General features: G+C 65.7%; 15 protein-coding genes. 13 read left to right on the forward strand and 2 right to left on the reverse strand.

Annotated features, from left to right (window positions below):
- Positions 1-46 precede the first annotated feature (46 nt).
- From AC062T_RS12085 to AC062T_RS12135, 11 genes are all read left to right on the forward strand, one after another.
- Positions 47-5941, forward strand: a complete 5895-nt coding sequence (locus AC062T_RS12085) for an Ig-like domain-containing protein (RefSeq protein WP_476030357.1) — start codon at positions 47-49, stop codon at positions 5939-5941.
- A 22-nt stretch (positions 5942-5963) separates the two neighbouring features.
- Positions 5964-6935 carry an AAA family ATPase gene (locus tag AC062T_RS12090; RefSeq protein ID WP_108515774.1) on the forward strand — a complete coding sequence of 324 codons (972 nt, stop codon included), beginning with the start codon at positions 5964-5966 and terminating at the stop codon, positions 6933-6935.
- A complete protein-coding gene (locus tag AC062T_RS12095; RefSeq protein ID WP_476030359.1) occupies positions 6932-8422 on the forward strand; it encodes a DUF58 domain-containing protein in 1491 nt (496 codons plus the stop codon). The genes AC062T_RS12090 and AC062T_RS12095 overlap by 4 nt, the downstream gene beginning before the upstream one ends.
- The gene (locus AC062T_RS12100) at positions 8419-10734 is read left to right on the forward strand and encodes a transglutaminase-like domain-containing protein (protein WP_476030361.1); all 2316 of its coding nucleotides are present in this window, start codon (positions 8419-8421) and stop codon (positions 10732-10734) included. Before AC062T_RS12095 ends, AC062T_RS12100 begins: the two co-directional genes overlap by 4 nt.
- Positions 10731-12068: a zinc-ribbon domain-containing protein gene (locus AC062T_RS12105; protein ID WP_476030363.1), complete on the forward strand. Its 1338-nt coding sequence runs from the start codon at positions 10731-10733 to the stop codon at positions 12066-12068. The genes AC062T_RS12100 and AC062T_RS12105 overlap by 4 nt, the downstream gene beginning before the upstream one ends.
- Before the next feature lie 117 nt (positions 12069-12185).
- On the forward strand, positions 12186-15176 hold the full coding sequence (locus tag AC062T_RS12110) for an FtsK/SpoIIIE domain-containing protein (protein WP_476030365.1): 2991 nt from the start codon (positions 12186-12188) through the stop codon (positions 15174-15176).
- 124 nt (positions 15177-15300) lie between these two features.
- Positions 15301-16914 carry an acyl-CoA synthetase gene (locus AC062T_RS12115; protein WP_476030366.1) on the forward strand — a complete coding sequence of 538 codons (1614 nt, stop codon included), beginning with the start codon at positions 15301-15303 and terminating at the stop codon, positions 16912-16914.
- A gap of 81 nt (positions 16915-16995) precedes the next feature.
- On the forward strand, positions 16996-17466 hold the full coding sequence (locus AC062T_RS12120; protein ID WP_476030368.1) for an OsmC family protein: 471 nt from the start codon (positions 16996-16998) through the stop codon (positions 17464-17466).
- A complete protein-coding gene (locus AC062T_RS12125) occupies positions 17466-18437 on the forward strand; it encodes an FKBP-type peptidyl-prolyl cis-trans isomerase (protein WP_476030370.1) in 972 nt (323 codons plus the stop codon). The genes AC062T_RS12120 and AC062T_RS12125 overlap by 1 nt, the downstream gene beginning before the upstream one ends.
- Positions 18438-18465: 28 nt before the next feature.
- The gene (gene dxr, locus AC062T_RS12130) at positions 18466-19548 is read left to right on the forward strand and encodes a 1-deoxy-D-xylulose-5-phosphate reductoisomerase (protein WP_476030372.1); all 1083 of its coding nucleotides are present in this window, start codon (positions 18466-18468) and stop codon (positions 19546-19548) included.
- A gap of 51 nt (positions 19549-19599) precedes the next feature.
- Positions 19600-20922, forward strand: coding sequence for a M50 family metallopeptidase (locus tag AC062T_RS12135; RefSeq protein WP_476030374.1), 1323 nt, complete (start codon positions 19600-19602; stop codon positions 20920-20922).
- 31 nt (positions 20923-20953) lie between these two features.
- On the opposite strand, the gene AC062T_RS12140 is transcribed toward AC062T_RS12135, so the two are convergent.
- On the reverse strand, positions 20954-22135 hold the full coding sequence (locus AC062T_RS12140; protein ID WP_476030376.1) for an acetyl-CoA C-acetyltransferase: 1182 nt from the start codon (positions 22133-22135) through the stop codon (positions 20954-20956).
- 85 nt (positions 22136-22220) lie between these two features.
- On the opposite strand from AC062T_RS12140, the gene ispG reads away from it, so the two are divergent.
- Positions 22221-23369, forward strand: a complete 1149-nt coding sequence (ispG, locus tag AC062T_RS12145) for a flavodoxin-dependent (E)-4-hydroxy-3-methylbut-2-enyl-diphosphate synthase (RefSeq protein ID WP_476030378.1) — start codon at positions 22221-22223, stop codon at positions 23367-23369.
- Between the two features lie 62 nt (positions 23370-23431).
- On the forward strand, positions 23432-25201 hold the full coding sequence (locus AC062T_RS12150) for a proline--tRNA ligase (RefSeq protein ID WP_476030380.1): 1770 nt from the start codon (positions 23432-23434) through the stop codon (positions 25199-25201).
- A 98-nt stretch (positions 25202-25299) separates the two neighbouring features.
- Here AC062T_RS12150 and AC062T_RS12155 read toward each other — a convergent pair.
- The coding region (locus AC062T_RS12155) for a pyridoxal-phosphate dependent enzyme (protein ID WP_476030382.1) at positions 25300-26169 on the reverse strand (870 nt) is incomplete at its 5' end.

Here is a 26169-nt window from a genome sequence, read left to right on the forward strand (position 1 = left end):
TCAAGGTCAACCGGTCCGGCGTCGTCGGGCCGGCAAGCAACGAGAAATGCGCCGCGATCAGGCCATGAAGGTCATAGGGGAGTCCGGCCGCGGCGCGTCAATCGTGCGGCGCTGGCTTTCGCGCCATGTATCTGCCGTCATAACGGCGACCAGCCTCGTCGTGATCGCCGCACTCATCGCAACTGTCGCCATTGTCTCCGATGGCTACACAGCCCAGCGGATGGATCTCGACGACGCCGCCGTATGGGTGGCGAACGGTGAACACCAGGTGATCGGGCGCGCGAACACCGAGATCCTGGAGTTCAACACGGTTGTTGCGAGTGACGGCAGCGATCTCGACGTGGTGCAGCAGGGGCGCTCGGTGCTGTTGCTCGATCGTGCGAACACCCGTTTGGACGTGGTGGACGCGGCAACATCGACCGTGATCGATAGCGTGGCGCTGCCCACCGACACCCCTCGGGTGTACCTCTCGGCGGGGACGGCAATCATCCACGCAGAGGGCACTGGCGAAGTATGGATCATGGCCGAAAGCGACCTCGGCGGCTTTGACGCCTCGGCCGAGGCCACCTTGAGCCTGGGGCCGGGGTCTGTCGTCGCCGTCTCTGAGACGGGCATCCTCTTTGCCTACTCTCCCGAGACGAGCCAGTTGCACCGCATTGAGCCGAACCTTGGTGCCGCCGCGACGGGCGCGGGGGCCGTGAGCACCACCATCGACGTGGGGTCAACGGACGATACCTTTCACATAACCGCCGTCGGTGACCGGCCCGTGATTTTCAACAGCGATTCCCGGGAACTGTGGCTCGACGGTGCTCGGGCCGACCTTTCCGCAGTCATAGGGTCTGGTTCGACGGCGACTCTGCAGAAGCCGGGGCCATCATCCGGTCGAGTATTCGTGTCGTGGGACGGCGGAGTTGCCGACGTGACATTCGATGGCGCCGTCACGGGCAGGGTCGACGGCCGTACGGGCAGCCCGGCTGCCCCCGTTGTGGTCGATGGCTGCGCGTTCGCCGCCTGGACCGACGGGACAGCGTGGCGCTACTGCCGTTCTCAGGAGCCGACCGAGTTCACTTTGGCGAGCGCTGGCTCCGCCGTCACCAGGCTGGTGTTCGCGGTCAACGGTGCCCGCGTGCTGCTCAACGACCCGGTCGCAGGCGCGACCTGGGCCGTGCAGAACAGCGGCGAGCTCATTGATAACTGGGACGACCTCATCCTCGTCGAGCAGGACGACGAACAGGTGGAGCAGAGCGATACGGATGCCCCTCCGGAGTATGAGAAGGCACAGTTGCCGCCCGTCGCGGTCGATGATGTGTTCGGGGCTCGCCCGGGCCGGGCCACCATTCTTCCCCTTTTGCTCAACGACTTTGACCCCAATGGCGACGTTCTCATGGTCACCGAGATCGGTGGCATCGACGAGTCCTTCGGGCACCTCGACGTTGTGCGCGATGGCCAGCAGGTGCAGATCACCCTCACGCCGACGGCACAGGGTTCGGCGTCGTTCCCCTACACAATCACCGATGGTCGCGGCGGATCGGCATCGGCCGTGGTTCGGGTCGATGTGCGGAGCCCCGAAGAGAACTCACCCCCTGAGCAGGTTCGCCAGTCCCGCACCCTCGTGGCCCAGGGCGGTCGGGTGACAACCAATGTGCTTGCCGACTTCGTCGACCCCGACGGCGACGCGTTTTATCTCACGGCGGCATCCGTAACCAAGCCCGACCTCGTGAGCTACAAGCCGGGCGGCGAGGTGGTCTTTCAAGAGGGCGGCTCTCCGGCGGCCCTTCGGTCAGTTGGCCTCACTGTCTCTGATGGCTCTGCCAGCGGATCGGGCGCGCTGTCCATCACGGTGAGCCCGGCGGGTGAGGTGCCGATCATCGCAGAGCCGTTCGCCGTCACAAGCTATGCCGGCAGCGAGGTGCGTATTTCGCCCCTTTCGCACGTCAGGGGAGGAACCGGTCAGATTCGACTGAGCGCTGTGCCATCCAGGACGGGCGCCACGATCACCCCGAACTTCGAGGCCGGGACATTCCGGTTTGTGAGCGATCAGGTTCGGTCGTTCTCGGTCGAATACGTGGTCACCGACGGCAGCCAGACGGCCACCGGCATCGTGCGCGTTGAGGTCAAGGCTCCGCCGGATGCCAACAGCATCCCCATTACGACCCCCAAGACGGTGTTTATCAAGACGCTGAGCAGCGAGACCGTTGATGTCGCTGTGCTTGACACCGACCCCGCGGGGGGAGTGCTGATGGTTCTGGGAGTCTCTAACGACACAGCGCCAGCGGTGACGGCCGAGGTTCTGGAACAGAAGTCGATCAGGCTCTCGTTGATTGCGCCGCTCGAATCCGGCTCCGCAACTCTCACCTACCGAATCACCAATGGGCTCGCCACCGCGATCGGAACGATTACGGTCATTGAGATTCCGCATCCTTTGACGCTGCAGGCTCCCGTGGCGACCGACGACACGGTGACGGTTCGAGTGGGCGACACGATCGACATCCCCGTTCTCGCCAATGACCTGCACCCCGATGGCGAGATCATCACGCTCAACCCCACCCTCGTCAAGAATGTCGAATACGCCGGCCTGCCCTTTGCCTCCGGCGAGCGACTGCGCTATCTCGCCCCCACCATCACGGGCAACTTCACGGCGATCTACGAGATCGTGGGGCCCGACGGGCAGACGTCGCAGGCACAGGTGCGCATCGCCGTGCGCGAGGTAGTCGAGGCGACCAATAAACCGCCGACGCCGGGCACCGTCACCGCTCGTGTGGTTGCTGGCGGCACCGTCATGATCAGGGTGCCCCTCACCGGGATAGACCCCGACGGCGACTCCGTGCAGTTGCTGGGTCAAGAGAGCAACCCCGAGAAGGGTGCTGTCACAGAGGTGGGCACCGACTTTATCGAGTACGAGGCGGGGGGCTACTCTGCCGGCACCGACACATTCACCTACACGGTTATGGATAGCCTCGGCGCTCGGGCGACCGGTCGCGTGCGGGTGGGAATCGCCCCGCCCCTCGACGAGGTTCGAAACCCCGTCGCCACGGCAGATGCGGTAACGACGCGTCCGGGCGGATCCATCTCGATTCAGGTTCTTGCCAACGACATCGACCCTGACGGGGGAGCCCTCACGGTGGTTGAGGTTGACCCCAACCCCGGGGTGACCGCAGAGATCGTCGGCGATGTCGTCTTGGTCACGCCCCCTGTCGCCGCAGGGAGCTACGGCATTGTGTACACGATCGAAAACGAGGTTGGGGGCAGAAGCTCCAACTTCATCACGGTGACGGTGGATCCGGATGCCCCGCTCGCACACCCTCTCGCGGCCGATACGGTGCTCACCCTCTCCGACATCCTCGATCGCGAGACGGTGACGGTTGATGTTCTGCAGAACGTGTTCTTCGCCGACGGACCCGTCGACACTCTGCGTCTGCGACTCGTCGACGGGTACAAGGAGAATGCTTCGGTCACGGACCGCAACAGCATCACGGTGACCGTGGGGGAGAGAAGCCAAATCATCCCCTTCGCCGTGGAGCATCCCGACGATAGTTCCGTAGTGTCGTACGCGTTCATCCGTGTGCCTGGCCTGGCCGATGCGCTGCCCCAGCTTGATCGACGGGCGAAGCCGCTCACGGTAACGAGCGAGTCGCGCCTGGTGATCGATCTGAACGACTACGTCATCGCGGTGGGGGGCAAGCAGGTTCAGCTCACCGATACGTCGACCGTGCGAGCGACGAATGCCAACGGCGACAGCCTCGTCGTCGACTCAGACACGCTGGCGTTCACCTCGGCAGACAAGTACTTCGGGCCGGCATCGATCTCCTTCGAGGTCACCGACGGAGCATCCGCCACGGCGGCTGGGGCACGGACCGCAACCCTTGTGCTGCCCATCAAGGTGACTCCGAGGGAGAACCAGCCGCCCGTTTTTGCGGGCGGAACGATCGAGTTCGAGCCAGCAGAGGAGAAGGTCCTCGACCTTCTCAAGCTCACCAACTACCCGCACCCCGACGATTTTGACGAGCTCGTCTACCGGGTCTTGGAGCCGCTCCCGACCGGGTTTAGCTACACGCTGAGCGGAAGCACCCTCACGCTTCGGGCCAATCCTGACTCGCCCAAGGGCACCCAGACGGCGATTGCCCTGGGAGTGCGCGACGACCTCAGCGACGGACAGGCCGGCAAGATCTCGCTTCGCGTCGTCAGCTCCAGCAGACCGCTTGCCCGCCCCGCCGCCGACACCGCGACGACTCCGCGAGGCAAGTCAACGATCATTGACGTGCTCGCCAACGATCAGGCAACCAATCCGTTCCCTGGCCAGCCGCTCGAAGTCGTTGATATCCGCGGACTCGACGGAGGGAGCCTGCCCGCCGGCGTATCGGTCGTGCCCAGCGCCGATCGCAGCAGGCTCACGGTCACCGTCGCTCCCAACGCCGAGCCCGTTGATGCTCAGCTCCAATACCAGGTTGCCGATGCGACGGGCGACCCTGATCGTTTCGTATGGGGCAGCATCACCGTTTCGGTTCAGGATGTTCCCGACGCGCCCGTCGCGCCGACTCGCGTTGGCGGTCACGTCAATGGAGAGCTGACCCTGCGCATAACCCCGCCGGCCTTCAACAACTCGGCCATTACGGGCTACGAGGTCGTGTCGTCGAGCAACGGTGGCTACCGCAAGAACTGCGGCCTCGATCAGCTCTGCGTGCTCACTGACCTGCAGGTCGGGCAATCATACGAATTCCAGGTCATCGCGACCAATGCCATCGGCCCATCCGCGGCAGGCTCGTCGAGCGTGGCGCTGAGGGTCGACTACCTGCCCGCGGCACCCACCGGGGTGACGGCCCGGGCTTCGACCACGACCGAGGCCGAGCTCGTGATCGGATGGGATCGCACCCCCAACCCCTCGCCGGGAACCCCGGTCGTCGGGTACACGGTTCGCATATCCGGGCCGGGCGTTGGCCAGACCGATATCACCACGGCCTCGACCAGCCTCACCACGAGCGCCGGCGGGCTGGTGCAGGCCGGCCAGAATTACAGCATCACGGTGTTCGCTCGCAACTCGGCGCAGGCCAGCGCCGACGAGTGGAACTCCAGCAGCCCCGTTGCCGTCACGGCGGTCGGCTCTCCGCTTCCTGTTGCGGTCTCCGCGGCAGTCACGGGCGCCGACGGAAGCATTCGAGTGAGCTGGGAGGGCGGCGGCTGGAACGGAGCTCCCTCTGGCAGCTACTCGGTCGCGAGATTCATCGGAGCGTCACCTCCCTCGACCTGCGTCACTGGTGTGCACCCCGGTGCCATCCCGGGCAGTGGCACGAGCGGGTGGGTCGACACCTCGACGACGGACGGGATCGCCTACGTCTACGCCGTCTACTCCGATAACGGTCTGTTCTGTTCCGTGAGCGTTTCTGCTCCGGTCGAGTCGAAGCGGCCCCCCGGCCGTGCCTCGGCGACGCTCGATGTCGTCCACCAGTCGGACGGCTACTTCGATCTGCGCGTCAGCGGGCTGCGCGCGACTGGCCACCCCGTTCGCTACGAGTACGCGATCGGAGCAGAGGGGATATGGCGTCCCGTCGTCGACAACCAGTTCGTCACATCTCCCGCCAGCAGCGGGGTGTACGGCCAATCGGTCACCGTGCAGGTCAGGGCATGTCGGGATGCTGGCCAAGACCTTTGCGGCGCCCCGTCTGCGGCCATCTCGGCCATGCCCGTCGCGACGCGTGCCAGCGTGATCGCCTGCACGGCGGGGGAGCCGTTCGTGCCCATCGCGCCGCCCAACAACGGCGCGGGACTCACGGTCACCTACGCGGTGGACTACGCCATCGGCGGAGTATTCGGCGGAGTTTTCGTGGGGCACACCGCGGGTCAGAGCGCACCTCCCCTCGCCACGGGCCTCAGAATTAAAGCGACGGTCAGCGACGGAACGAACACCTACCAAGACCCCCTGTACGCGGAGATCCCATGTTCATAACGGCACCACGAGAGGCACAACGATGACGATGACCCCCGAGCAGGCTGCCTGGTTCTCCGATATTTTCAATCGGCTCGTCGCTAACGTTGAGCATGTTCTGCTCGGCAAGACTTTTGTGATCAAGCTGTCGTTCACGGCACTGTTGAGCGAGGGACATCTTCTGCTCGAGGACTTTCCCGGCACCGGCAAGACGTCGTTGGCCAGGGCCATGGCGCAGAGCGTTGACGGGTCGAGCAACAGGGTGCAGTTCACCCCTGACCTGCTCCCCGGCGACATCACGGGCGTGAGCATCTACGACCAGCGCACGAGCCAGTTCGACTTTCACCGCGGCCCGATCTTTGCCAACATCGTGCTCGCCGACGAGATCAACCGCGCCAGCCCCAAGACTCAGGCCGCCCTGCTCGAGGTTATGGAGGAGGGCCGCGTCACGGTCGATGGCGTAACCCACCCCGTCGGCTCTCCGTTCATGGTCATCGCGACTCAGAACCCCGTCGAACAGGCGGGAACTTACCGACTCCCCGAGGCTCAGCTCGACCGCTTTCTCATGAAGACGTCGATTGGATACCCCGATCACGCGTCGACTCTGCGCATCCTGGAGGGAGCCGGAGTCAAGGCCCACGACTCGCCCGTGCCGGCGATCGTTTCGGCGGAGACGATCGTGGAGATGGGCGCCCTGGCTCGAACCGTGCATGTGGACCCGTCCATCAACGACTACGTCTCACGCCTTATCGATGCAACTCGCTCTGCGTCCGAGGTGAGACTGGGCGCTAGCGTGCGAGGCGCTCTCGCTCTCGTGCGGGCATCCAAGACGCTCGCCGCCGCCGCAGCAAGGCACTATGTCATCCCTGACGACATCAAGGCGCTTGCCGAGCCGGTTCTCGCTCACCGCCTCGTTCTCGACCCCGAGGCAGAGTTCGACGGAGTAACGGCGTCGAGCATCATGGCTCAGATTCTTATGGAAACGCCGCCTCCCAGCGACAGGCAGGCTGTGTGACACAGAGCACCACAAACGATGTGCCGCGGGAGGACTCCCCGCGGACTTCGGCGCGCCTCGGTGCGCTCAAGCATGGGGTGGGGCGCACCTCTCTCACGATGGGGGCCACATCACGCTCCACCCGCATGCACGGCGGCACAACTCACCGCGTTGACGGTGGCACGACAACGAGTGGACTGACCAACGCCAGAAGCCGCATCGTCGGCAACCGGGATGGCGTCCTCGCCGACGCTATTGTCGGCGCAGTTCGGGTTGTCAGGATGGTCGGCAGCTGGATGAAGATCGTCGCAGCCCGAGTGGGTAGCGTCGTCACGGGCGTCGGCTGGGGCACAGCAATCGCAGTGGTGGTTGCCTTCGTCATCGCGACCGTGGCTGGCTGGAGCGAGTTTCTCGCGGTTGCCTATGCCGGCGTGATTGTGCTTCTTGTCGCGGTGCTCTACCTCGTCGGGCGCAACGCCTTCACGATCACTCTCGACCTTCCGCACAGCAGGGTCGTGGTCGGCGACAATGCCGTCGCCCGCATCACGATCGCCAACCCCACCCGGCACAGGGTTTTCGGCGTTAAAGCAGAGGTGCCCGTCGGAAGCGCGCTTTCGGAAGTTGCCCTGCCTGGGCTTGCGGGGGGAGCGGTGTTCGACCATGAGTTCACGGTGCCGACCGCACGGCGCGGCATGTTGCCGGTGGGCCCCGTGCGAACCGTGCGGGCCGACCCCATCGGTCTCGTGCGCCGCGAAGTGTCGTGGACGGGCCGCCACGAGCTCTTCGTGCACCCCAGGACTATCGCGATTCCGAGCACGAGCACGGGCCTTATCCGAGACCTCGAGGGCAACCCGACGCGGGACATCACGAGCAGCGATGTCTCATTTCACGCGCTGCGCGAGTACACGGCGGGGGATGAGCGCCGTTTTATTCACTGGAAGAGCACGGCCAAGACCGGCACCTACATGGTGCGGCAGTTCGAGGAGACTCGACGTAGCCACCTCGTGGTCGCGCTGAGCCTCGCCGATCGGGACTATGCGAGCGACGATGAGTTCGAGATGGCCGTGAGCGTGGCGGGATCCCTCGGGGTGCGAGCAATCCGCGACGTGCGCAACGTATCCGTCGTCGTCGGAATCACGACTCCCGAGTTTGCCAAACGCAAGCTGTTCGGCGTGCGCGCGCTCAGCACTCTGAGCCCTGGGCGCCTGCTCGACGATCTCGCATTGGTCGAGCGGGATGCATCATCCCTCGATCTTTTAGAAGTCGCCCGCGTTACGGCCGACCAGGTCGCCGGGCTCTCGGTGGCGTTTCTCATCTGCGGATCGACGCCGACCGCCGGTGAGCTGCGTGCCGCCTCCACCCGCTACCCTCCCGGAGTTGAGGTCGTTGCGGTTGTTTGCGACCCCGAGGCGGTTCCGGGGCTCCGCCGGGTGTCTGGCCTCAGCGTTCTCACCATCGGCTACCTCGACGACCTGCGCAAGAGCCTCGCCCGGGCGGCCAAGACATGAGCATCAGACGCAGAGCATGGTCGGCATCGTTTGTCGCCCCCGTCACGGCATTCTTTTGCGCTGCCATCGGCACCGCGGCAGCGGCATTCTGGCCCATCTACGGCGATGGGAGCTTTGTGCTCATGGCAGTCGTGGCCATTCTGGCGGGCGCAGCGCTGGCGATTCTCGGTGCGCGATTCCGGTGGTCGAGCCCGATTCTCCTCGCGGCGACGCTGCTCGTGTATCTCCTCATCGGAGTGCCGCTCGCGGTGCCCTCGCAAACGCGATTCGGGCTCGTTCCTACGCTCGAGGGGTTCAGGGATCTCATCCTCGGCACCGCCCTGGGGTGGAAGCAATTGCTCACCATCGCGCTTCCGGTGGGCAGCTATCAGGCGCTCCTGGTGCCTGCCTTCGCCGTGATTTTCGTCTCGACTGTCGTGGGGCTCACGATCGCTCTGAGATCGAAGCGCGCCCCGCTCGCCGTTCTCGTTCCCGTCGTGGTTTTTGTTATCGGGCTCCTTCTCGGCCCGCGAGAGGCGGCCCCCGCGGTCGTTCTTGCGCTTGCTCTCTTTGTCGTCGTGCTCAGTTGGTTGAGTTGGGAGCGGTGGTACCGCCGCCGCGAGTCGATTCGTGAACTCTCGCAACCGACGGCCGCGACCTCAGATGCGACGGGGGCGGAGCGCATCGGCGGGCTCCGAACCGCGCTATCGGCCGTGGTCATCCTGGGGCTTGCGATCGGTGTGGGTGGTGCCGCCGCGGTGACGGCTGATCCCGCACGGGAGCGCACCGTGCTCCGCGACGCCATTGAGCAGCCGTTCGACCCGCGCGACTACCCGAGCCCGCTGAGCAGCCTGCGCAAATACCATCAGGCCGGTGTCGGTGATTCCACGATGCTCACGGCGACGGGGCTGCCAGAAGGAGCCCGCATCCGCCTTGCCGCCCTTGACACCTACGACGGAGTCGTCTTTTCTGTCGGTACTCCAGAGCTTGCGAGCGCCTCCGGATCATTCACTCGTCTCCCCACCGCGATTCAGCGCGACGTGCCAGCGCGGGGTGCAGAGAAGACAATCGAGATCGACATTGTCGGTTATGAGGGCATCTGGATGCCCTCGGTCGGGCTGCTCTCCACCGTCAACTTCACGGGTGACTCCGGCGACTTGCGTGACTCATTCTTTTACAACGCACCCGGCAACACGGCGGTCGTGGTTGGCGGGCTAGAGCGCGGGGACACCTACTCGGTCGACACGGTGGTCATTGGGGATGTCGCGCCGGAAACCTGGTCTCAGCTCACCCCCGGAACCGCGGTCGTGCCGACGGCGACCTCGGTGCCCGATGAGCTCACCGTCGCCCTGGATGGCTGGGTGCGCGAGGCAGAGACCCCGGGCGAGCGCCTCGCGGCCATGCTGTCGCACTTGGCCACGGAGGGCTACATCAGCCACGGAGGACCCGAAGAGCCCCTCAGCCGATCGGGGCACGGCGCCGATCGCATCGAGGAACTGCTCACGGCACCCAGGATGATCGGTGACGAAGAGCAGTACGCGGTTACGGCGGCACTCATGGCCAGGGCAATTGGGTTCCCCTCCCGGGTCGTGTTCGGGTTCGCCCCCGATGGCGACGGCGTTACCCGCATTGTCGGGTCGGATGTTTCGGCCTGGATCGAAGTCGACACCGCCCAGCAGGGATGGGTCTCCATCGATCCGACGCCGCCAGTGCGAGAGATTCCCGAGGAGCAGCCGGAGGACCCCGCGCAGGTCGCGAGGCCTCAGAGCCCCGTGCCCCCGCCGCTAGTGGAGCAGAACACGCGCCCAGATCAGATTCCCCTCGACAGCGAGCAAGAAGACGAAGCTGCCCAAGACCCGCTGATGGCTATCCTCCTGGCGGCGGTCGCTGTGCTCGGCGTCATTGCGCTCATCGTGTTCATCGTGCTCTCGCCGTTTCTGCTCATCGGAGCCGCAAAGATGCGGAGGCGCTATCTTCGCCAGCGCGCCGCAAGCTCGGCGTTGCGCATCAGCGGTGCATGGCAAGAGTTCGAAGACATGGTGCTCGACTACGGTTACGAACCGCCAGCCTCTGCGACCCGCAGCGAGGTCGCCGAGACGGTGGGGGGCATCCAGCCTCTCGTTCTTGCTTCTGTCGCCGATCGTGCCGTGTTCGCACCCGAGACCGCCGACGATGATGAGGTTCGGCAGGTCTGGCTTGCGGTCGATGAACTCGGCGCGGGGCTCGCCCACACCCGCACCCGTTGGCAACGCATCAAGGCCGTCATGTCGCTGCGCTCTCTCGGGGGCTATAGAGTCAAAGGGTTGTTTGCGCGAGAGAGACGACTCCCATGAACTGCTCCCATTGCGGCACGCCGCTGCCCGCCGGGGCCCTATTCTGCGGCGAATGCGGCCGCCGTGCTGCCGCGCCCGGCGCCGCGCCTGCTGCCGCGCCCGGTACTGAGGTTCCGGCGCGCGACGACGCGCCGTCGCCCGGCGATGACCGGCCTTTCGGCGACGCCCAGCCCTCCGCCGCGCCTGAGCTTGAGGGCCCGCCGCGACGGGGAGCCGCCGGATCATTCGCTCTGGCCGACGCTCTAGCGGATGCCGTGGCCGATACAGGCCCCGGCGGCACCCTTGAGCGCATAAGGCAATTACGCACGGCCGACCGCAGAGATGCAGTGGGGGATCCGGCCGCAGACGCCGCGAAGATTCCCTCGCCCCCGCTGCCCGAAGAGGAGCCGGCGGCACGTGGCCCCATCGTCTGCGCCCAGTGTGGGGCGCCTATGGCCATCGACGACATCTTCTGCGAGCAGTGCGGCTTCGTCTCCAGCGCCGTGACCGCCGCGTTCACGGGAGTGATCCCGATCGGGCCGCCCACACCGGCGGCGCCGTCTTATATCGTTGCGCCTCCGGTCGCGGCTGCCGAGCCCTCGGGTGACGACGGAGAACCGTCGGAGGCAGCGGTTTCGGAGGCTGAGGCTGCGGTCCCGAAGGCGGAGCCAGCCGTCGATGACGACGAGCCCGTGCCGTTCATGCCAGCGCCGCCCACGGACTCGCGGCCGATCCCGCTGCAGCCTCCCGCAGGCACCCCTGTTCCTCTGCCGACGATGCCCGTCGAAATCCTTCCGAGCTTTGGCCTCGTTGCACCGGAGCCATCGGCCCCTGCCGCATTCGCGCCCGCCGGTCGTGGCGTCGTAGGCGCAGCCGCCCCAGCGTTTTCTTCCCGCACCGGCACCGGCACCGGCACCGGCACCGGCACCGGCACCGACACCGGCACCGGCACCGACACCGGCACCGACAAAGACGATGCCGACGATGACGACACCGAGGTCACGCGAATAGTGGCACGCAAGCCGGCGGCCGAGCGTTTCGTGCTCCAGTTCAGCACAGGAGAGAGCGTCTCCGTGAGCGGCACTGGCCTGATTGGGCGCAACCCCAAGCCCGAGCCGGGGGAGTTCTTCGACCACGTGGTCAGGGTGCTCGACTCAGGCCGTTCGGTCTCCAAAACTCATCTCGAATTCGGTCAGGAGCGCGGCACCTTCTGGATTCTCGATCGCTTCTCCGGCAACGGATCGGTTGTTCGCAACCCCGATGCCGAACCCGTTCGGTGCGATCCCGGCAAGCGGGTCATGGTGTCCCGAGGCAGCAGGGTGGAGATTGGCGAACAGTTTTTCGTGGTGAGCTAGCCTCCGGCCCGCGCTCTGCGGCCCGCCCTCTCCTCCCGGTCCTACTCGTCCCCGGCTTCTGCACCAGGGGGGATATGGCGTCGCACGGGGGCGTGCGCCGCGTGGTGCTCTGGAGTCGTGAGCATTCGAATCTCCCTCCCGCGCAAACTCGACGCAGCGCCACCGTTTTCTTTTCCTTTCATGGCAACGTTGGCGCCCGTCGCCGCATCCGTCGCAATGTGGGCAATTACGTCGTCGCCTTTCGCGCTGATGTTTGCCTTCCTCGGCCCGCTGATAGCGATCGGCAGCCTTGTCGATTCGCGTCTGCAGGCGGGGCGGCGCGAGAGAAAGGAGCACGCTCGGTTCGCTGCCGAGGCAGAGGCAACGCGACGCTCCATTTCTCATGAGCATGACCGCATCCGGCAGCGGATGCTCGCGGCATCGCGGTCGGCCGCAACGCTCATCCCGGCATCGGTGCACGACGCGGAACGTTGGCGCCACTCGCCGGGGGCGCTGCCGTTGGTTCTCGGAACCGGTCCGGCCCCGAGCGGCATAGAACTCGCGGGCGACGACGATCATGGTGTCGGTGGGGCTAACGAACAGCCCGTCAATGACGCTGGCGAAGCGCCGGCGCGGGGCAAGGGACGATCGCGTCGCCGCCGTGCGGACCGAGAGCGCGCCAGGGCACAACTAATCGCTGGCCTTCGACAGGATGCCGCGCTGCTAACCCGAGCCCCCATAACGGTTGATGCGGCCCTGGGAATCGGCATCTGTGGGCCATCGGTTTTGGCCAAGTCCCTGGCCCGCGCCGTCACGATCCAGCTTGCCGACAGGCTCTCGCCCGCCGATTTTGATCTCGTCGGCGGCTGGGAGCGCTGGCACACCAGGCTCCCTCACTTCCGCGCCCCTCGCGACCCCGTCGCGACCAACCGCCTCGACTTTGTTCGGCGCTCGGCAGGCCGATCCCACGCCGAACGATTCGTTGTCGTGCTGGCTCAGACCGAAGACCAGTTGCCAAGGGAGTGCCGCGTCGGCCTTGAGGTTTCAGGCGGCGAAGTTCGCGTACTTCGACACCCGCACCTCGCAGCGCCTCACGGCGCAATCTCCTCTGTGCCTGAACTCTTTCGTGCGGAGCTTATTTCGAGAGAAGAGGCCGAGCTATTTGCCACCGTCCTTCAGCGGGCTGCGGAGTCGGAGGGTCTCGGCCCGTCACGGGAGCTGCCGGCACTCTGCGACCTTGGCTCCGTGTGGGATGTATCGGACGAATCGCAGCGTGGCCTTTCGGCGGCCTTCGCGGTCGACGAGGGTGGCGCGGTATTTCTCGATATTGTGCGGGACGGTCCACACGCCGTGATCGGCGGCACCACGGGCAGCGGCAAGAGCGAGCTGCTTATCGCGTGGGTGCTCGCCCTGGCGCGCCGCTACCCTCCCGACGTTGTTAACCTGCTCTTGGTCGACTTCAAGGGTGGGGCGTCCTTCGCCGATGTCGAGCAACTTCAGCACTGCGTTGGGGTCGTTACCGACCTTGACCGCGACGGTGCCGAGCGTGCGCTCGCCAGCCTGCGCGCCGAGGTGATGCATCGCGAACGAGCGCTCGCGGAGCGCGGCTTGCGGTCGATCGATGACGCAGGGTCGGCGGCAGAGGCGGGGCTGCCTCGTCTCGTCGTCGTGGTTGACGAGTTCGCCGCAATGGTGAGCGATTTTCCCGAGCTGCATAGCTTGTTCTCCGATCTTGCGGCGCGGGGCCGCTCGCTCGGCATCCATCTCATTCTCTGCACGCAGAGTCCGGCGAGGGCCGTCCGGGACTCGGTCATGGCCAATTGCACCCTGCGACTTTCGCTGAGGGTTAACAACGCCCACGACAGCAGCGCCGTGATCGGAACGACGAGCGCCGCTGAGCTGCCCCAACATCCCGTGGGGCGGTGCCTTGTGAGCGTGGCTGGGGCAACTCCCCGGCTCGTTCAGGTGGCGCAGGCCGCGCAGGGCGATGCGCTGGATGTCGTTAGACGCTGGGGCGGAGCGCGCCCGGCGCGACGGCCGTGGCTGCCGAGCCTGCCCGCAGTCGTGAGTGGTGAGACGCTGCAGCGTGGGGCAGAGATCGAGGGCGTTGCCGTCGGTTCGACGGCATTCGGCATTCTGGATCGTCCGCAGAGTCAAAGCCAACCAGTGGCGGTGTGGAACCCGCGCGAGCACGGAACGGTTCTTGTTGTCGGCGGGCACGGGGTGGGCAAGACGACCGCACTGACCGCTCTGGCCAGTGGAGGCCCGGCTACCTGGCTGACGGGGGACATCGAAGAGGTGTGGGACAGGCTGGTCGAGCTCACCGGCGCGCTGTTGGGAGCCGAAAGATCGCAGACCACCGTGATCATCGACGATCTGGATGCCATCCTCGCGCGCTGTCCAGACCCCTGGGCACCGGCGCTCGCCGACATGCTCACTGCACTGCTGCGCGACGGACCACCGTCGGGGCTCCGGATTGCGCTCTCAGCACAGCGGCTCACGCCTGTCGTGCAGTCTCTGGCGTCGCTGTGCGACACCAGGCTCATTCTTCGCATGCCGTCACGCCAAGACCACCTGCTGGCGGGCGGTCAGGGGGCGGAATATGACGCTTCTGCGGTCAGCGGCCGGGGATGGTGGCGGGGCGAGCGAGTGCAGGTTATGGCGGTGGATGCGCCTGGTCCACGGCAACCACTCGCTTCGGCCACGGCACGCATAGGCGCCTCCGAGGGTGCCGACAACCGGAGCGCACCATCCTCTCGCCTCGACTTCGCCACCTGTGCCGAGCGCGGTCTCGTCGTGGTCACTAACCGCCCTGGTGCCGTCGCGTCGGTTCTGTGCAGGCTCTACCCCGGAGCACCCGTAATCTCTCGCCTCGACACGCTCCCGCAGTTGGAGCTCGCGGGCGCCTTCGTCGTGGCAGACCCGAGTACCTGGCAGGGGGCATGGCTAGCCTTCTCCGAGCTGCGCTCGCGCATGCCCGTGGTTTTCGATCGGTGTTCTGCATCAGAGTTTCGACTGGTCTCTGGCAACGCTCTGCTGCCGCCGCCGCTCTCTGGCCGAGGAGGGGGCGCATGGCTACTCACCGGCGAAGGAGAAACCCTTCGGGTGCAGATGCCGGAGGGGCTCTGATCGAGCACCGGCATTTAGTTGACAACTTCAATCATTGAACTTATCGTGTAAATGTGGGACCGGGTCCCGATGGATTACCGTGACTCCTCAGCGGGTCGTCACCAGTCTGCAAGAGAAGGATTCGATGAAGAATCAGGGAATCGGTTCGTGGTTGCGTCGCAGGCTCGCCAAGTCGGGAGACAAAGCTGCGATCGTTTTTGTGGATCGGACCACGACGTACCGCGAGCTGTACGAGCGCAGCGAGCAACTCGCGTCTGCCCTTGCGGTCAGGGGAGTGGTGCCGGGTGGTCGAGTTGCCTACTTCGGCGAAAACCACAGCGCTTTTCTCGACACAATGTTCGCCGCCGCCAGCATGGGAGCGATCTTCGTTCCGCTGAACTCGCGCCTAGCCGCTCCGGAGATCGCCTACGCGCTTGAGGATTCCGGAGCCACCGTACTGATCCATCCCGAGGCCGTCGGCGGGGTAGCGGCGGTCGCTGTCCGCGGCAGCGGAGTCACGCACCGCATCATCGTTGACGATGCACCGGGAGTGGTGGCCTCCACGGCACCGGTCGGGATTGTCGGCCCCGGCGCTGGCCCGAGCGATGACCCCACTGCTGAGACGGGTGCTGCGCCGGCGATCATCGTAGAGCGATTTGACGATGTCGTCGCCAGCGGCGTAGTCGACCCCGTCGATATCGTCATCACCCTCGATGACCCCGCCATAATCCTCTACACCTCCGGCACGACAGGAATGCCCAAGGGAGCGCTGCTCAGTCACGGCAACCTCACCTGGAACAGCATCAATGTGCTCGTCGATTACGACTACGCGACAACGGATGTTGCGCTCATGATCTCGCCGCTCTTTCATGTCGCCTCCCTCGGCATGGGCCTGCTGCCCGCCCTCCTCAAGGGGGCAACCGTCGTGCTCGAGCCCCGGTTCGACCCGGCCAGGGTTCTCAAGCTCATCGAGGAACACCGCATCACCAATATCAGCGGCGTGCCGACGACGTTTCAAATGCTGTGCGAGCATCCCGATTGGGCCTCGGCCGATATCAGCTCGCTCAAGACGCTCACCTGCGGCGGGTCTGCCGTGCCCCTCCGCGTGCTCGACGCCTTTGAGCAGAGGGGTCTGGGCTTCTCGGGCGGATATGGCATGACCGAATCATCGCCGGGCGTCACGAGCCTGTCTGCCGACCGCAGCCGCGAGAAGGCGGGTTCGGCCGGGCTTCCCCACTTCTTCACCGACATGCGCATCGTCGACGCAGACGGGCGGGATGTCACGGCGGGTGAGGTGGGCGAGATTCTGGTGCAGGGGCCCAACGTAATCCGCGAATACTGGAACCGCCCCGAGGCCAATGCCGAAGCGTTCACGGAGGCGACCTGGCTGCGCACGGGCGACATGGGCTACACCGATGCCGACGGCTTTCTGTTCATTGCTGACCGCATCAAAGACATGATCATCTCGGGCGGCGAGAACATCTATCCCGTTCAGGTCGAGACCGTCATTCGCGAGATTGATGCCGTGGCCGATGTTGCGGTCATCGGGGTGCCCGATGAGCGGTGGGGTGAGGTGCCGGTGGCCATCGTCACGGTGCGCGCGGGTCATGCGGTCACAGAGGACACGGTTCAGGAGCATCTGCGGGGCCGCATTGCCCGCTACAAGACCCCCAAGCGGGTGATCGTCGTGGATGAGATGCCGCGAACCGCGAGCGGGAAGGTTCGCAAGGCAGATCTGCGGGCGACATTCGGAGCGTAATCGGGCGGCCAGCGCGATGCGGGCCCATGTCCCGGGCAGCGACCGGCCCGCAAGCGAGGAGCAGGCTTTAGGCTGGGTGGTGTGAACCTCGAACACCACTACGCCGTCGGCCTTGAATGGACCGGGAACCGGGGTGTTGGCACCGAAAGCTATCGCGCCTACGGCCGCGACCACACCGTCACGGCGCAGGGTAAGCCGTCGATCAACGGCTCGGCAGACCGCACATTCCACGGAGACGCCGACCGGTGGAACCCCGAGGAGATGCTGCTTGCCGCTCTCAGCCAGTGCCACATGCTCAGCTATCTGCATGTCGCCGCGAGCAGGGGAATCGTCGTCACCGATTACCGTGATTCCGCTGTGGGAACGATGAAGCAGGGTGCCGATGGCGGCGGGCAGTTCGTTTCGGCGGTTCTGCATCCCGCGGTCACGATTGCAGATCCGGCTCAGCTCGACGACGCCATCGATGCACATCGAGAGGCGAGCAAAAAGTGCTTCATTGCAGCATCCGTGAACTTTCCCGTGACCCACGAGCCGACGGTCGAGGCAGCGTGATGATCCAACACACGTTCCGCCGCAGTGCCGCTGGGCTCGCGGTTCTCGTGAGTGCTGCGCTTCTGGTCTCCGGATGCCAGTCGCCACCAGAGCGGGCTGAGGCTGGCTCTGGGTGCGCTCCTTCTGGCCCCGCCTCGCAGAGCGTTTCGGCTACGGGCGACCTGTTCGCCGTTCCCGAGGTCGACTTTCCGGCGGGGCTGTCACCGCTGACCACTGAGCGCACGATCCTGGTCGAGGGCAGTGGCGAGGAGATCGCTCAGGGGGACCTCGTCACGATTGACTTCGTGGCGTATAACGGCCGAACGGGCGAACAGCTTGAGGTCACGGGGTACGGCGCGGATGGTGTCGGCCGCACGGTGATCACCCTCGACAGCACCAATGCCATGCCGGGGCTGAGGCGCGCCCTGCTGTGCGCCCCCGCTGGATCCCGCATCGCGGCCGTCGTGCCGGCGGCGGACGCCTATGGTTCCACCGTGACACCGCGGGGTATCGAAGCTGGCGACCCCCTGATCATGGTGATCGATGTCGTGTCGCTCGCGGGGGATCGTGCCGAGGGCTCCACGGTCGAGGCACTGCCCGGTTTTCCTGACGTCACCGAGGCGCAAGACGGCAAGCCCGTCATCGGCGTGCCGTTGACTGCGGCACCAACGGAGCTCGCGGTGCAACCGGTCATTGTGGGCACCGGCCCTGCCGTGCGGCCGGGCTCCGATGTGGTCGTCAAGTATGTCGGCGTGCTGTGGCGAACCGGTCTGTCGTTCGCCGACACCTGGATCAATCCGGCGCGCACGCCTGAATCGCTTGAGACGCTGCTTCCGGGCGTCGCCCAGGCCATCATCGGGCAGCCCGTCGGTTCACGGGTGGTCGTCGTGGTTCCGCCAGCGCTCGGCTATGGTCTTGACGGCGATGTCGCGGCAGGGGTTTCGGGCGCAGACACGCTCGTGTTCGCCGTCGATATTCTCGCCTCGACCTAGCCGCCAGCCCGCCCTCTCAGGAGTCCTCATGCGTCGCGTCATCATCCTCGGTTCGACCGGTTCGATCGGGGTCCAAGCCCTCGATGTGATTGCGGCCAACCGTGATCGTTTCGAGGTTGTCGGTCTCACTGCGGGAACGAATGCCGACGCGCTAGCCGACCAGGCCACCGCGTTCGGTGTCGCTGACACCGCGCTGGGGGCCGAAGATTCTGTGGCGCTCATCGAGTCCGTCGCTGCCGATGTGGTGCTCAACGGAATCACGGGGTCCGTGGGCCTGCGGCCAACGCTGGCAGCGCTGCGCAGTGGGGCGACCCTCGCGTTGGCCAACAAAGAGAGCCTCATTGTGGGCGGCGAGCTGGTGACGGATGCGGCCGCACCCGGCCAGATCGTCCCCGTCGACTCCGAGCACTCGGCGATCGCTCAAGCTTTGGCGTCGGGCACGGCGGCGGAGGTGCAGCGCCTCGTGCTCACAGCATCCGGTGGGCCCTTCCGCGGCTTTACTCGCGAACAGCTCGCGGCGGTCACCCCTCAGCAGGCACTAGCGCATCCGACGTGGGACATGGGTCTTGTGGTCACCACGAACTCAGCGACCCTCGTCAACAAGGGGCTTGAGGTCATTGAGGCCCACCACCTCTTCTGTGTCGACTATGACCACATCGATGTCACGGTGCATCCGCAGTCGATCGTGCACTCGATGGTCGAGTTTGTCGACGGCTCAACGATGGCCCAGGCATCGCCCCCCGACATGCGACTGCCGATCTCGCTCGGCCTCGACTGGCCGCACAGGGTGGCAGGGGTGGGCCGACCGCTCGACTGGACCACGGCGCAGCACTGGACCTTCGAGCCTCTCGACTCTGAGGCGTTCCCCGCCGTTGAGTTGGCGAAGCGGGTCGGGCGCCTCGGGGCCACGTTTCCCGCAGTGTTCAACGCGGCTAACGAGCAGGCCGTCGGGGCGTTCCATGCGGGCGCCATCGCCTTTCTCGACATCCTCGATATCGTCACGGAGGTCGTTGATCGTCACGAGCCGCTCGAGATGACGCTCGAGGGAGTTCTCGAGGCCGAGCGGTGGGCGCGGGTGCAGGCGGATGCCGCGGTGGCGGCGCGCGCATAGGCGCAGCCGCCATTCGGTCGGCTCCGAGCATCCGCCCGATATCCTGGGCGCGTGGAAACCGTTCTCTTGTATGTCCTCGGCATTGTGGTCGTTGTCGTCGGCCTTGCCGTGTCGATTGCGCTGCATGAGCTCGGGCACCTGATCCCTGCCAAGGCGTTTGGCGTGCGAGTGGGCCAGTACATGATCGGTTTCGGCCCGACGCTCTGGTCTCGTCGCCGCGGCGAGACCGAATACGGGGTCAAGGCCATCCCGCTCGGCGGCTACATCTCGATGTCCGGCATGTACCCGCCGGCCCGGCAGGGCGGCAAGGCCAGAACTGCCAGCACCGGCTTCTTCCAGACCCTCGTGCAGGATGCTCGCGAGACGAGTGCCACGACGGTCATCGAAGAGGAGCGAACGTTCTATCAGCTCCCCGTGTGGAAGCGCATCATCATCATGCTCGGTGGCCCGTTCATGAACCTGGTGCTTGCGATCGTTCTTTTTGCGATCGTTCTTTGCGGGTTCGGCGTGCAGCAGGTGAGCACGACAATCGGCACCGTGAGCGAGTGTGTTTTGCCTGCGACGAGCGAGCGGCAGGAGTGTTCGCCGTCCGACGAGGAGGCTCCGGGCGCCGCTGCGGGGCTGCTGCCAGGAGACACGATCGTGAGCATCGATGGCACGCCGATCGAGACGTGGGAGCAGTCGAGCGCGATCATTCGTGAGTCGCCGGGAGTTCCTCTCGCGATGGTTGTCGAACGCGACGGCACCGATGTTGAGATCACCGCGATTCCCCGGCTCACGGAGCGCTACGTCTACGACGACGACAACGTGCCCGTCGAGGGGTCGGACGGGGAGCTTCTGACCGAGGATGTCGGCATGCTCGGCATTACGGCGGCCTACGAACTCACGCGCCAGCCCATTACGGCGGTTCTACCGACCGTGGGGGAGAACATCGCGTCGGTGACGAATGTCATTCTGCATCTGCCCGAGCGCATCATCGATGTCGCCGAAGCAGCTTTTGGCCCCGAGGAAAGGGACCCCAACGGGCCCATCAGCGTTGTGGGGGTCGGCCGCATCGCGGGCGAGATCACGAGCATCGACACGATCCCGGTTGTGGAGAGGGCAAGCTATTTGATCGGCTTGCTCGCCTCCGTCAACGTGGCGCTCATGGTCTTCAACCTCGTCCCGCTCATGCCGCTCGACGGAGGTCACGTTGTGGGTGCGCTCTGGGAGGGCATTCGCCGCTGGTTCGCCAAGCTGTTCAAGCGCCCAGACCCCGGCCCCGTGGATACGGCGAGACTCATCCCGCTCACCCTGGTCGTGGTCATTATTCTCGGCGGCATGAGCGCACTGCTTATCTACGCCGACATCGTCAAACCCGTCACGCTGCTCTAGGGCAGCCGAGGGGCCGCAGCCGCTGTCTGGGCTAGAGGCTCAGCAGCAGGGCGTCGCCTTGGCCGCCGCCGCCGCAGAGAGCGACGGCCGCTTTGCCTCCGCCGCGGCGCGAGAGCTCGTGGACGGCATGCACGACCAGCCGGGCACCGGAGGCGCCGATCGGATGCCCGAGGGCGATGGCACCACCGTGCGGGTTGACGATCGCGGCATCCACTCCCAGGTCTCTCGTGGACTGCACGGCAACAGAGGCGAACGCCTCATTGATCTCAATGAGGTCGAGGTCGGATGCTGTCCAGTCGGTCTTGGAGAGCGCCGAGGCGATGGCGCGCGACGGCTGCGAGTGCAGAGAGTTGTCGGGCCCGGCCGTCTGGCCGGAGGCGCCGACGACCGCGAGAATCGGGAGTCCATTCGCCTCGGCATAGTCTCGGCTCGTCAGCACGAGCGCTGCGGCTCCGTCGCTCAGCGGCGACGAGTTGCCCGCCGTGATGGTGCCCTCGGCGCTAAAAGCGGGGCGGAGCTTTGCGAGGGTCTCGACGGTGCTTTCGGGGCGCAGGCCCTCGTCCGTCGTGATGGTCGTGGTGTCTCCGCGGCGTCCCACGATGGTGACGGGGGCGATCTCGGCTTCGAACAGGCCTCCGTCGCGGGCGGCAGCGGCACGCTGGTGCGATGCGGAGGCCACCTCGTCTTGCTCGGTGCGCGAGATGCTGAGCCTGCCATTGTGGCGTTCAGTGGAGGCGCCCATCGACTCACGGTCGAACGCGTCGGTCAGCCCGTCATGGGCTGCGCTGTCGACAGCCTCGAACGAGCCATAGTTCCATCCCTTGCGCGAGCCCGGCAGAATATGCGGCGCGTTGGTCATGGATTCCTGCCCGCCGGCGACCACAACATCGGCCTCGCCCAGCCGGATGAGGCGGGCGGCGTCGATCACCGCGCTCAGCCCCGAGAGGCATACCTTGTTGAGGGTGATCGCCGGCACATCCCATCCGATTCCCGCGGCGATCGAGGTCTGGCGGGCGGGGTTCTGCCCCGCGCCCGCCTGGATAACCTGACCCATGATGACGGCCTGCACGGCATCCGCTGTGAGGCCTGAGCGCTCAAGCGCGGCGCTCACGGCGACGGCACCGAGTTCGACGGCGGTGAGGGGTGCGAGCTGACCGAGGATGCGGCCCTGCGGGGTGCGGGCGGCGGCGACAATGACGACGTCGGGTGACATGGGGACTCCTTTGACCAAATGCTGTGCAACGACAGTACCTCGCCACGCTACGCCTCTGCCCAGCCTCGACGCGTAAGCTGGGGCCGTGGCTGCTATCAATCTCGGAATGCCGAGAATCCCCGAAGTTCTCGCTCCTCGTCGCAAGACCCGTCAGCTTTCCGTTGGAAAGGTCCTCGTCGGGGGCAACGCCCCTGTGAGCGTGCAGTCGATGACGACGACGCAGACGACCAACATCAACGCGACCCTTCAGCAGATCGCCGAGCTCACCGCATCCGGATGCGACATTGTGCGCGTTGCCGTGCCCCACGGCGACGATGCCAAGGCCCTCAAGGTGATCGCCGCCAAAAGCCAGATCCCCGTTATCGCGGACATCCATTTTCAGCCTCGCTACGTTTTTGAGGCGATCGACGCCGGAGTCGGCGCCGTGCGCGTCAACCCTGGCAACATCAAGAAGTTCGACGACCAGGTGGGCGCTATCGCGCAGGCGGCCAAGGCTGCTGGGGTCTCGATCCGCATCGGTGTCAACGCTGGCTCCCTCGAGCCGAGCCTGCTGCAGAAGTACGGCAAGGCAACACCAGAGGCACTCGTCGAAAGCGCCGTGTGGGAGGCAAGCCTCTTCGAGGAGCACGACTTTCATGACTTCAAGATCTCGGTCAAGCACAACGACCCCATCGTCATGGTCAAGGCATACCGCCTGCTGGCGGAGCGCGGCGACTGGCCCCTTCACCTGGGAGTGACCGAGGCCGGCCCGGCGTTCCAGGGCACGATCAAGTCGGCCACGGCCTTTGGCATTCTTCTCTCGGAGGGCATTGGAGACACGATTCGTGTTTCGCTCAGCGCCCCTCCCGTAGAAGAGGTCAAGGTTGGCCTGCAGATTCTTCAGTCGCTCAATCTGCGCGAACGCAAGCTCGAGATTGTGTCGTGCCCCAGCTGTGGGCGCGCCCAGGTGGATGTCTATACCCTCGCCGAGCAGGTCACCGAGGGTCTCAAGCACGTGAGTGTGCCGTTGCGCGTCGCGGTCATGGGTTGCGTCGTCAACGGACCTGGTGAGGCTCGCGAGGCCGACCTGGGTGTTGCGTCGGGCAATGGCAAGGGCCAGATCTTTGTCAAGGGCGAGGTCATTAAGACCGTGCCAGAGGCCGAGATCGTGGCAACGCTTATCGAGGAGGCAAGCCGTCTTGCCGCTGAGATGCCAGCCGATGCGCTGGGCAGCGCCGAGGTCATCACCGCCTAGCCGGGGAGCTCAGACGGGCAGGCGCGATGTGAGCGCCCGCCAATCGCCGGTAAGTTAGAGGGGTGTCTACACGCCTCTCCCAGCTCTTTGTCCGCACCCTCCGTGAAGATCCCGTCGATGCCGAGGTCGCCAGCCACCGGCTGCTCGTGCGCGCCGGTTATGTGCGCCGCCAGGCCCCTGGCATCTTCGCGTGGTTGCCACTCGGCCTCAAGGTTCGCCGCAAGGTCGAGCAGATCGTGCGCGAAGAGATGGAGGCGGCCGGCGCCCAGGAGGTGCTGTTCCCCGGCCTCCTGCCGCGCGAACCCTACGAGGCATCCGGTCGCTGGGAAGAATACGGCGACGGACTGTTTCGCCTCAAGGACCGCAAGGGTGCCGACTACCTGCTCGCCCCGACTCACGAAGAGGTCTTCACGCTGCTGGTGAAGGACCTCTACTCGTCCTACAAAGACCTTCCCCTCACGATCTATCAGATCCAGGACAAGTACCGCGACGAGGCGCGTCCCCGTGCCGGACTCCTCCGCGGTCGCGAGTTTTCGATGAAGGATGCGTACTCGTTCGACTACACGGACGAGGGCCTCGACGCGAGCTACCAGACTCAGCGGGATGCCTACGAGCGCATCTTCGCGCGGCTTGGCCTCGAGGTCGTCATCGTCAAGGCGGATGCCGGGGCGATGGGCGGGTCACGCAGTGAGGAATTCCTGCACCCCACCGCGGTTGGTGAAGACACCTTCGTGCGCTCCGCAGGAGGTTACGCAGCCAATGTCGAGGCCTTTACGACGACGGCTCCCGACCCCCTGCCCACTGAGGGGCTGCCGGAGGCTGTCGTCTTCGATTCGCCCGAGACCCCCACGATCGACACACTCGTGGCGCTCGTCAACGAGCGTCACCCTCGCGCCGACCGGCCATGGACGGCCGCGGATACCCTCAAGAACGTTGTGCTCTCGCTCACCCACCTCGACGGTTCGCGCGAACTGGTCATCGTGGGCCTCCCGGGGGACCGTGAGGTCGACATGAAGCGTGCAGAGGTAGCGTTCGCTCCCGCCGAGGTCGAGGCAGCATCCGAAGCTGATTTCGTCAAGCAGCCCCTTCTCGTCAAGGGCTACATCGGCCCCTGGTCGCCGGAGGGCGCCGTTCTCGGCGAAGAATCGGCCACGGAGATCCGTTACCTGCTCGATCCCCGCGTGGTGGAGGGCACCCAGTGGGTCACGGGAGCCAACGCCGACGAGAAGCACGTGCTCAACCTGGTTGCCGGGCGTGACTTCGGTGCCGACGGAATCGCCGACATCGCAGAGGTGCGTGCGGGAGATCTGGCGCCGGATGGCTCTGGACCCGTCGAACTCGCGCGCGGAATGGAGCTGGGCCACGTGTTCCAGCTCGGCCGCAAATATGCCGAGGCGTTGGGGCTCAAGGTGCTCGACGAGAACGGCAAGCTCGTCACTGTGACGATGGGCTCGTACGGCATCGGGGTTACCCGTGCCCTCGCCGCGGTCGCCGAACTCAACAACGACGGTCGCGGGCTCATCTGGCCCCGCGCTGTCGCACCGTTCGATGTGCACGTTATCGCCGCGACCAAGGATGAGACGGTGTACGCGGCAGCGGAGCAGATGGTTCTCGATCTAGAGGCGACGGGCGCCGACGTGCTCTTTGACGACCGACTCAAGGTTTCGCCCGGCGTCAAGTTCGGCGACGCCGAGCTTCTCGGGGTTCCGATCATCGTCGTTGTGGGCAAGGGCGCTGCCGACGGCATCGTCGAGCTGTGGGATCGCCGCACCGGTGTGAAGACACCGACGCCGATCGCCGACCTTGTGGCGGCGTACAAGCAGCTGCCCTAGATCTCATCACACGAGCCACGGCCTCGTGAGTGGCCACTTTCTGCACCAAAACCCAAGTTTTGCTGCAGAAAGTGGCCACTCGTGCGCTGGGAGTGCTGTTAGGCGAGCAGCTTCTGAAGCGTGCCCGTGGCTTTGAGCCCCGAGCCTGTGAGCACGGCGACCGCGGTATCGCCCGGGCGGATGGCTCCCCGCGCCACGAATTCGGGCACCGCAGCCGCGACAATCGCGCTCGTCGGCTCCGCATAGAGACCGCGGGACGCCAGCTCTCGCACGGCGGGAATGATGCTCGCCTCGGCAACGGCCACAAGGCACCCTTGCGATTCCCGAATCGCGGCGAGCACCTCACGGTCGCGCACTGGCCGCTCGATTGAGGTGCCTTCGGCCAGGGTCGGCGACCAGTCGGCCTGCCGCACGGCGTGCTCGCCCGCAGAGAATGCGCGCACGAGCGGGCTGCAGTTCTCGGGCTGCACGACGAGCAGGCGCGGCATCCGCTCGATCATGCCGGCGCGCAGCAACTGCCCGAAGCCGATGGAGCAACCGAGCACAAGGCTCCCGGCTCCCGCAGGCAGAACCACCGCATCCGGCGCCTCGTAGCCCAGGTCTTCCCAGATCTCGTAGGCCAGCAGCGAAACGCCCTGCACAAAGAACGGATGCCAGTTGTGGCTGGCATAGAAAATCTCACCGGAACGGCGAACTGCTTCGTCAGCGGTGGCCTGGCGCGAGCCTGCGACGAGGTCGACGGTTGCCCCGTGCGCCCGGCTCTGGATGAGCTTGGCCGGCGAGGTCGACTCTGGGGCAAGGATCGTGGCACGGATGCCCGCGGCGGCAGCATAAGCGGCCACGGACGCGCCGCCGTTTCCACTGCTGTCTTCCAGAATGTGGTCAATCCCTTGGGCGGCGAGCATGGCCATCATCACGGCGGTTCCGCGGTCTTTGAAGCTCCCCGTCGGGTTGAACCACTCCGGTTT

The organism is Homoserinimonas sp. (genome assembly GCF_056262345.1).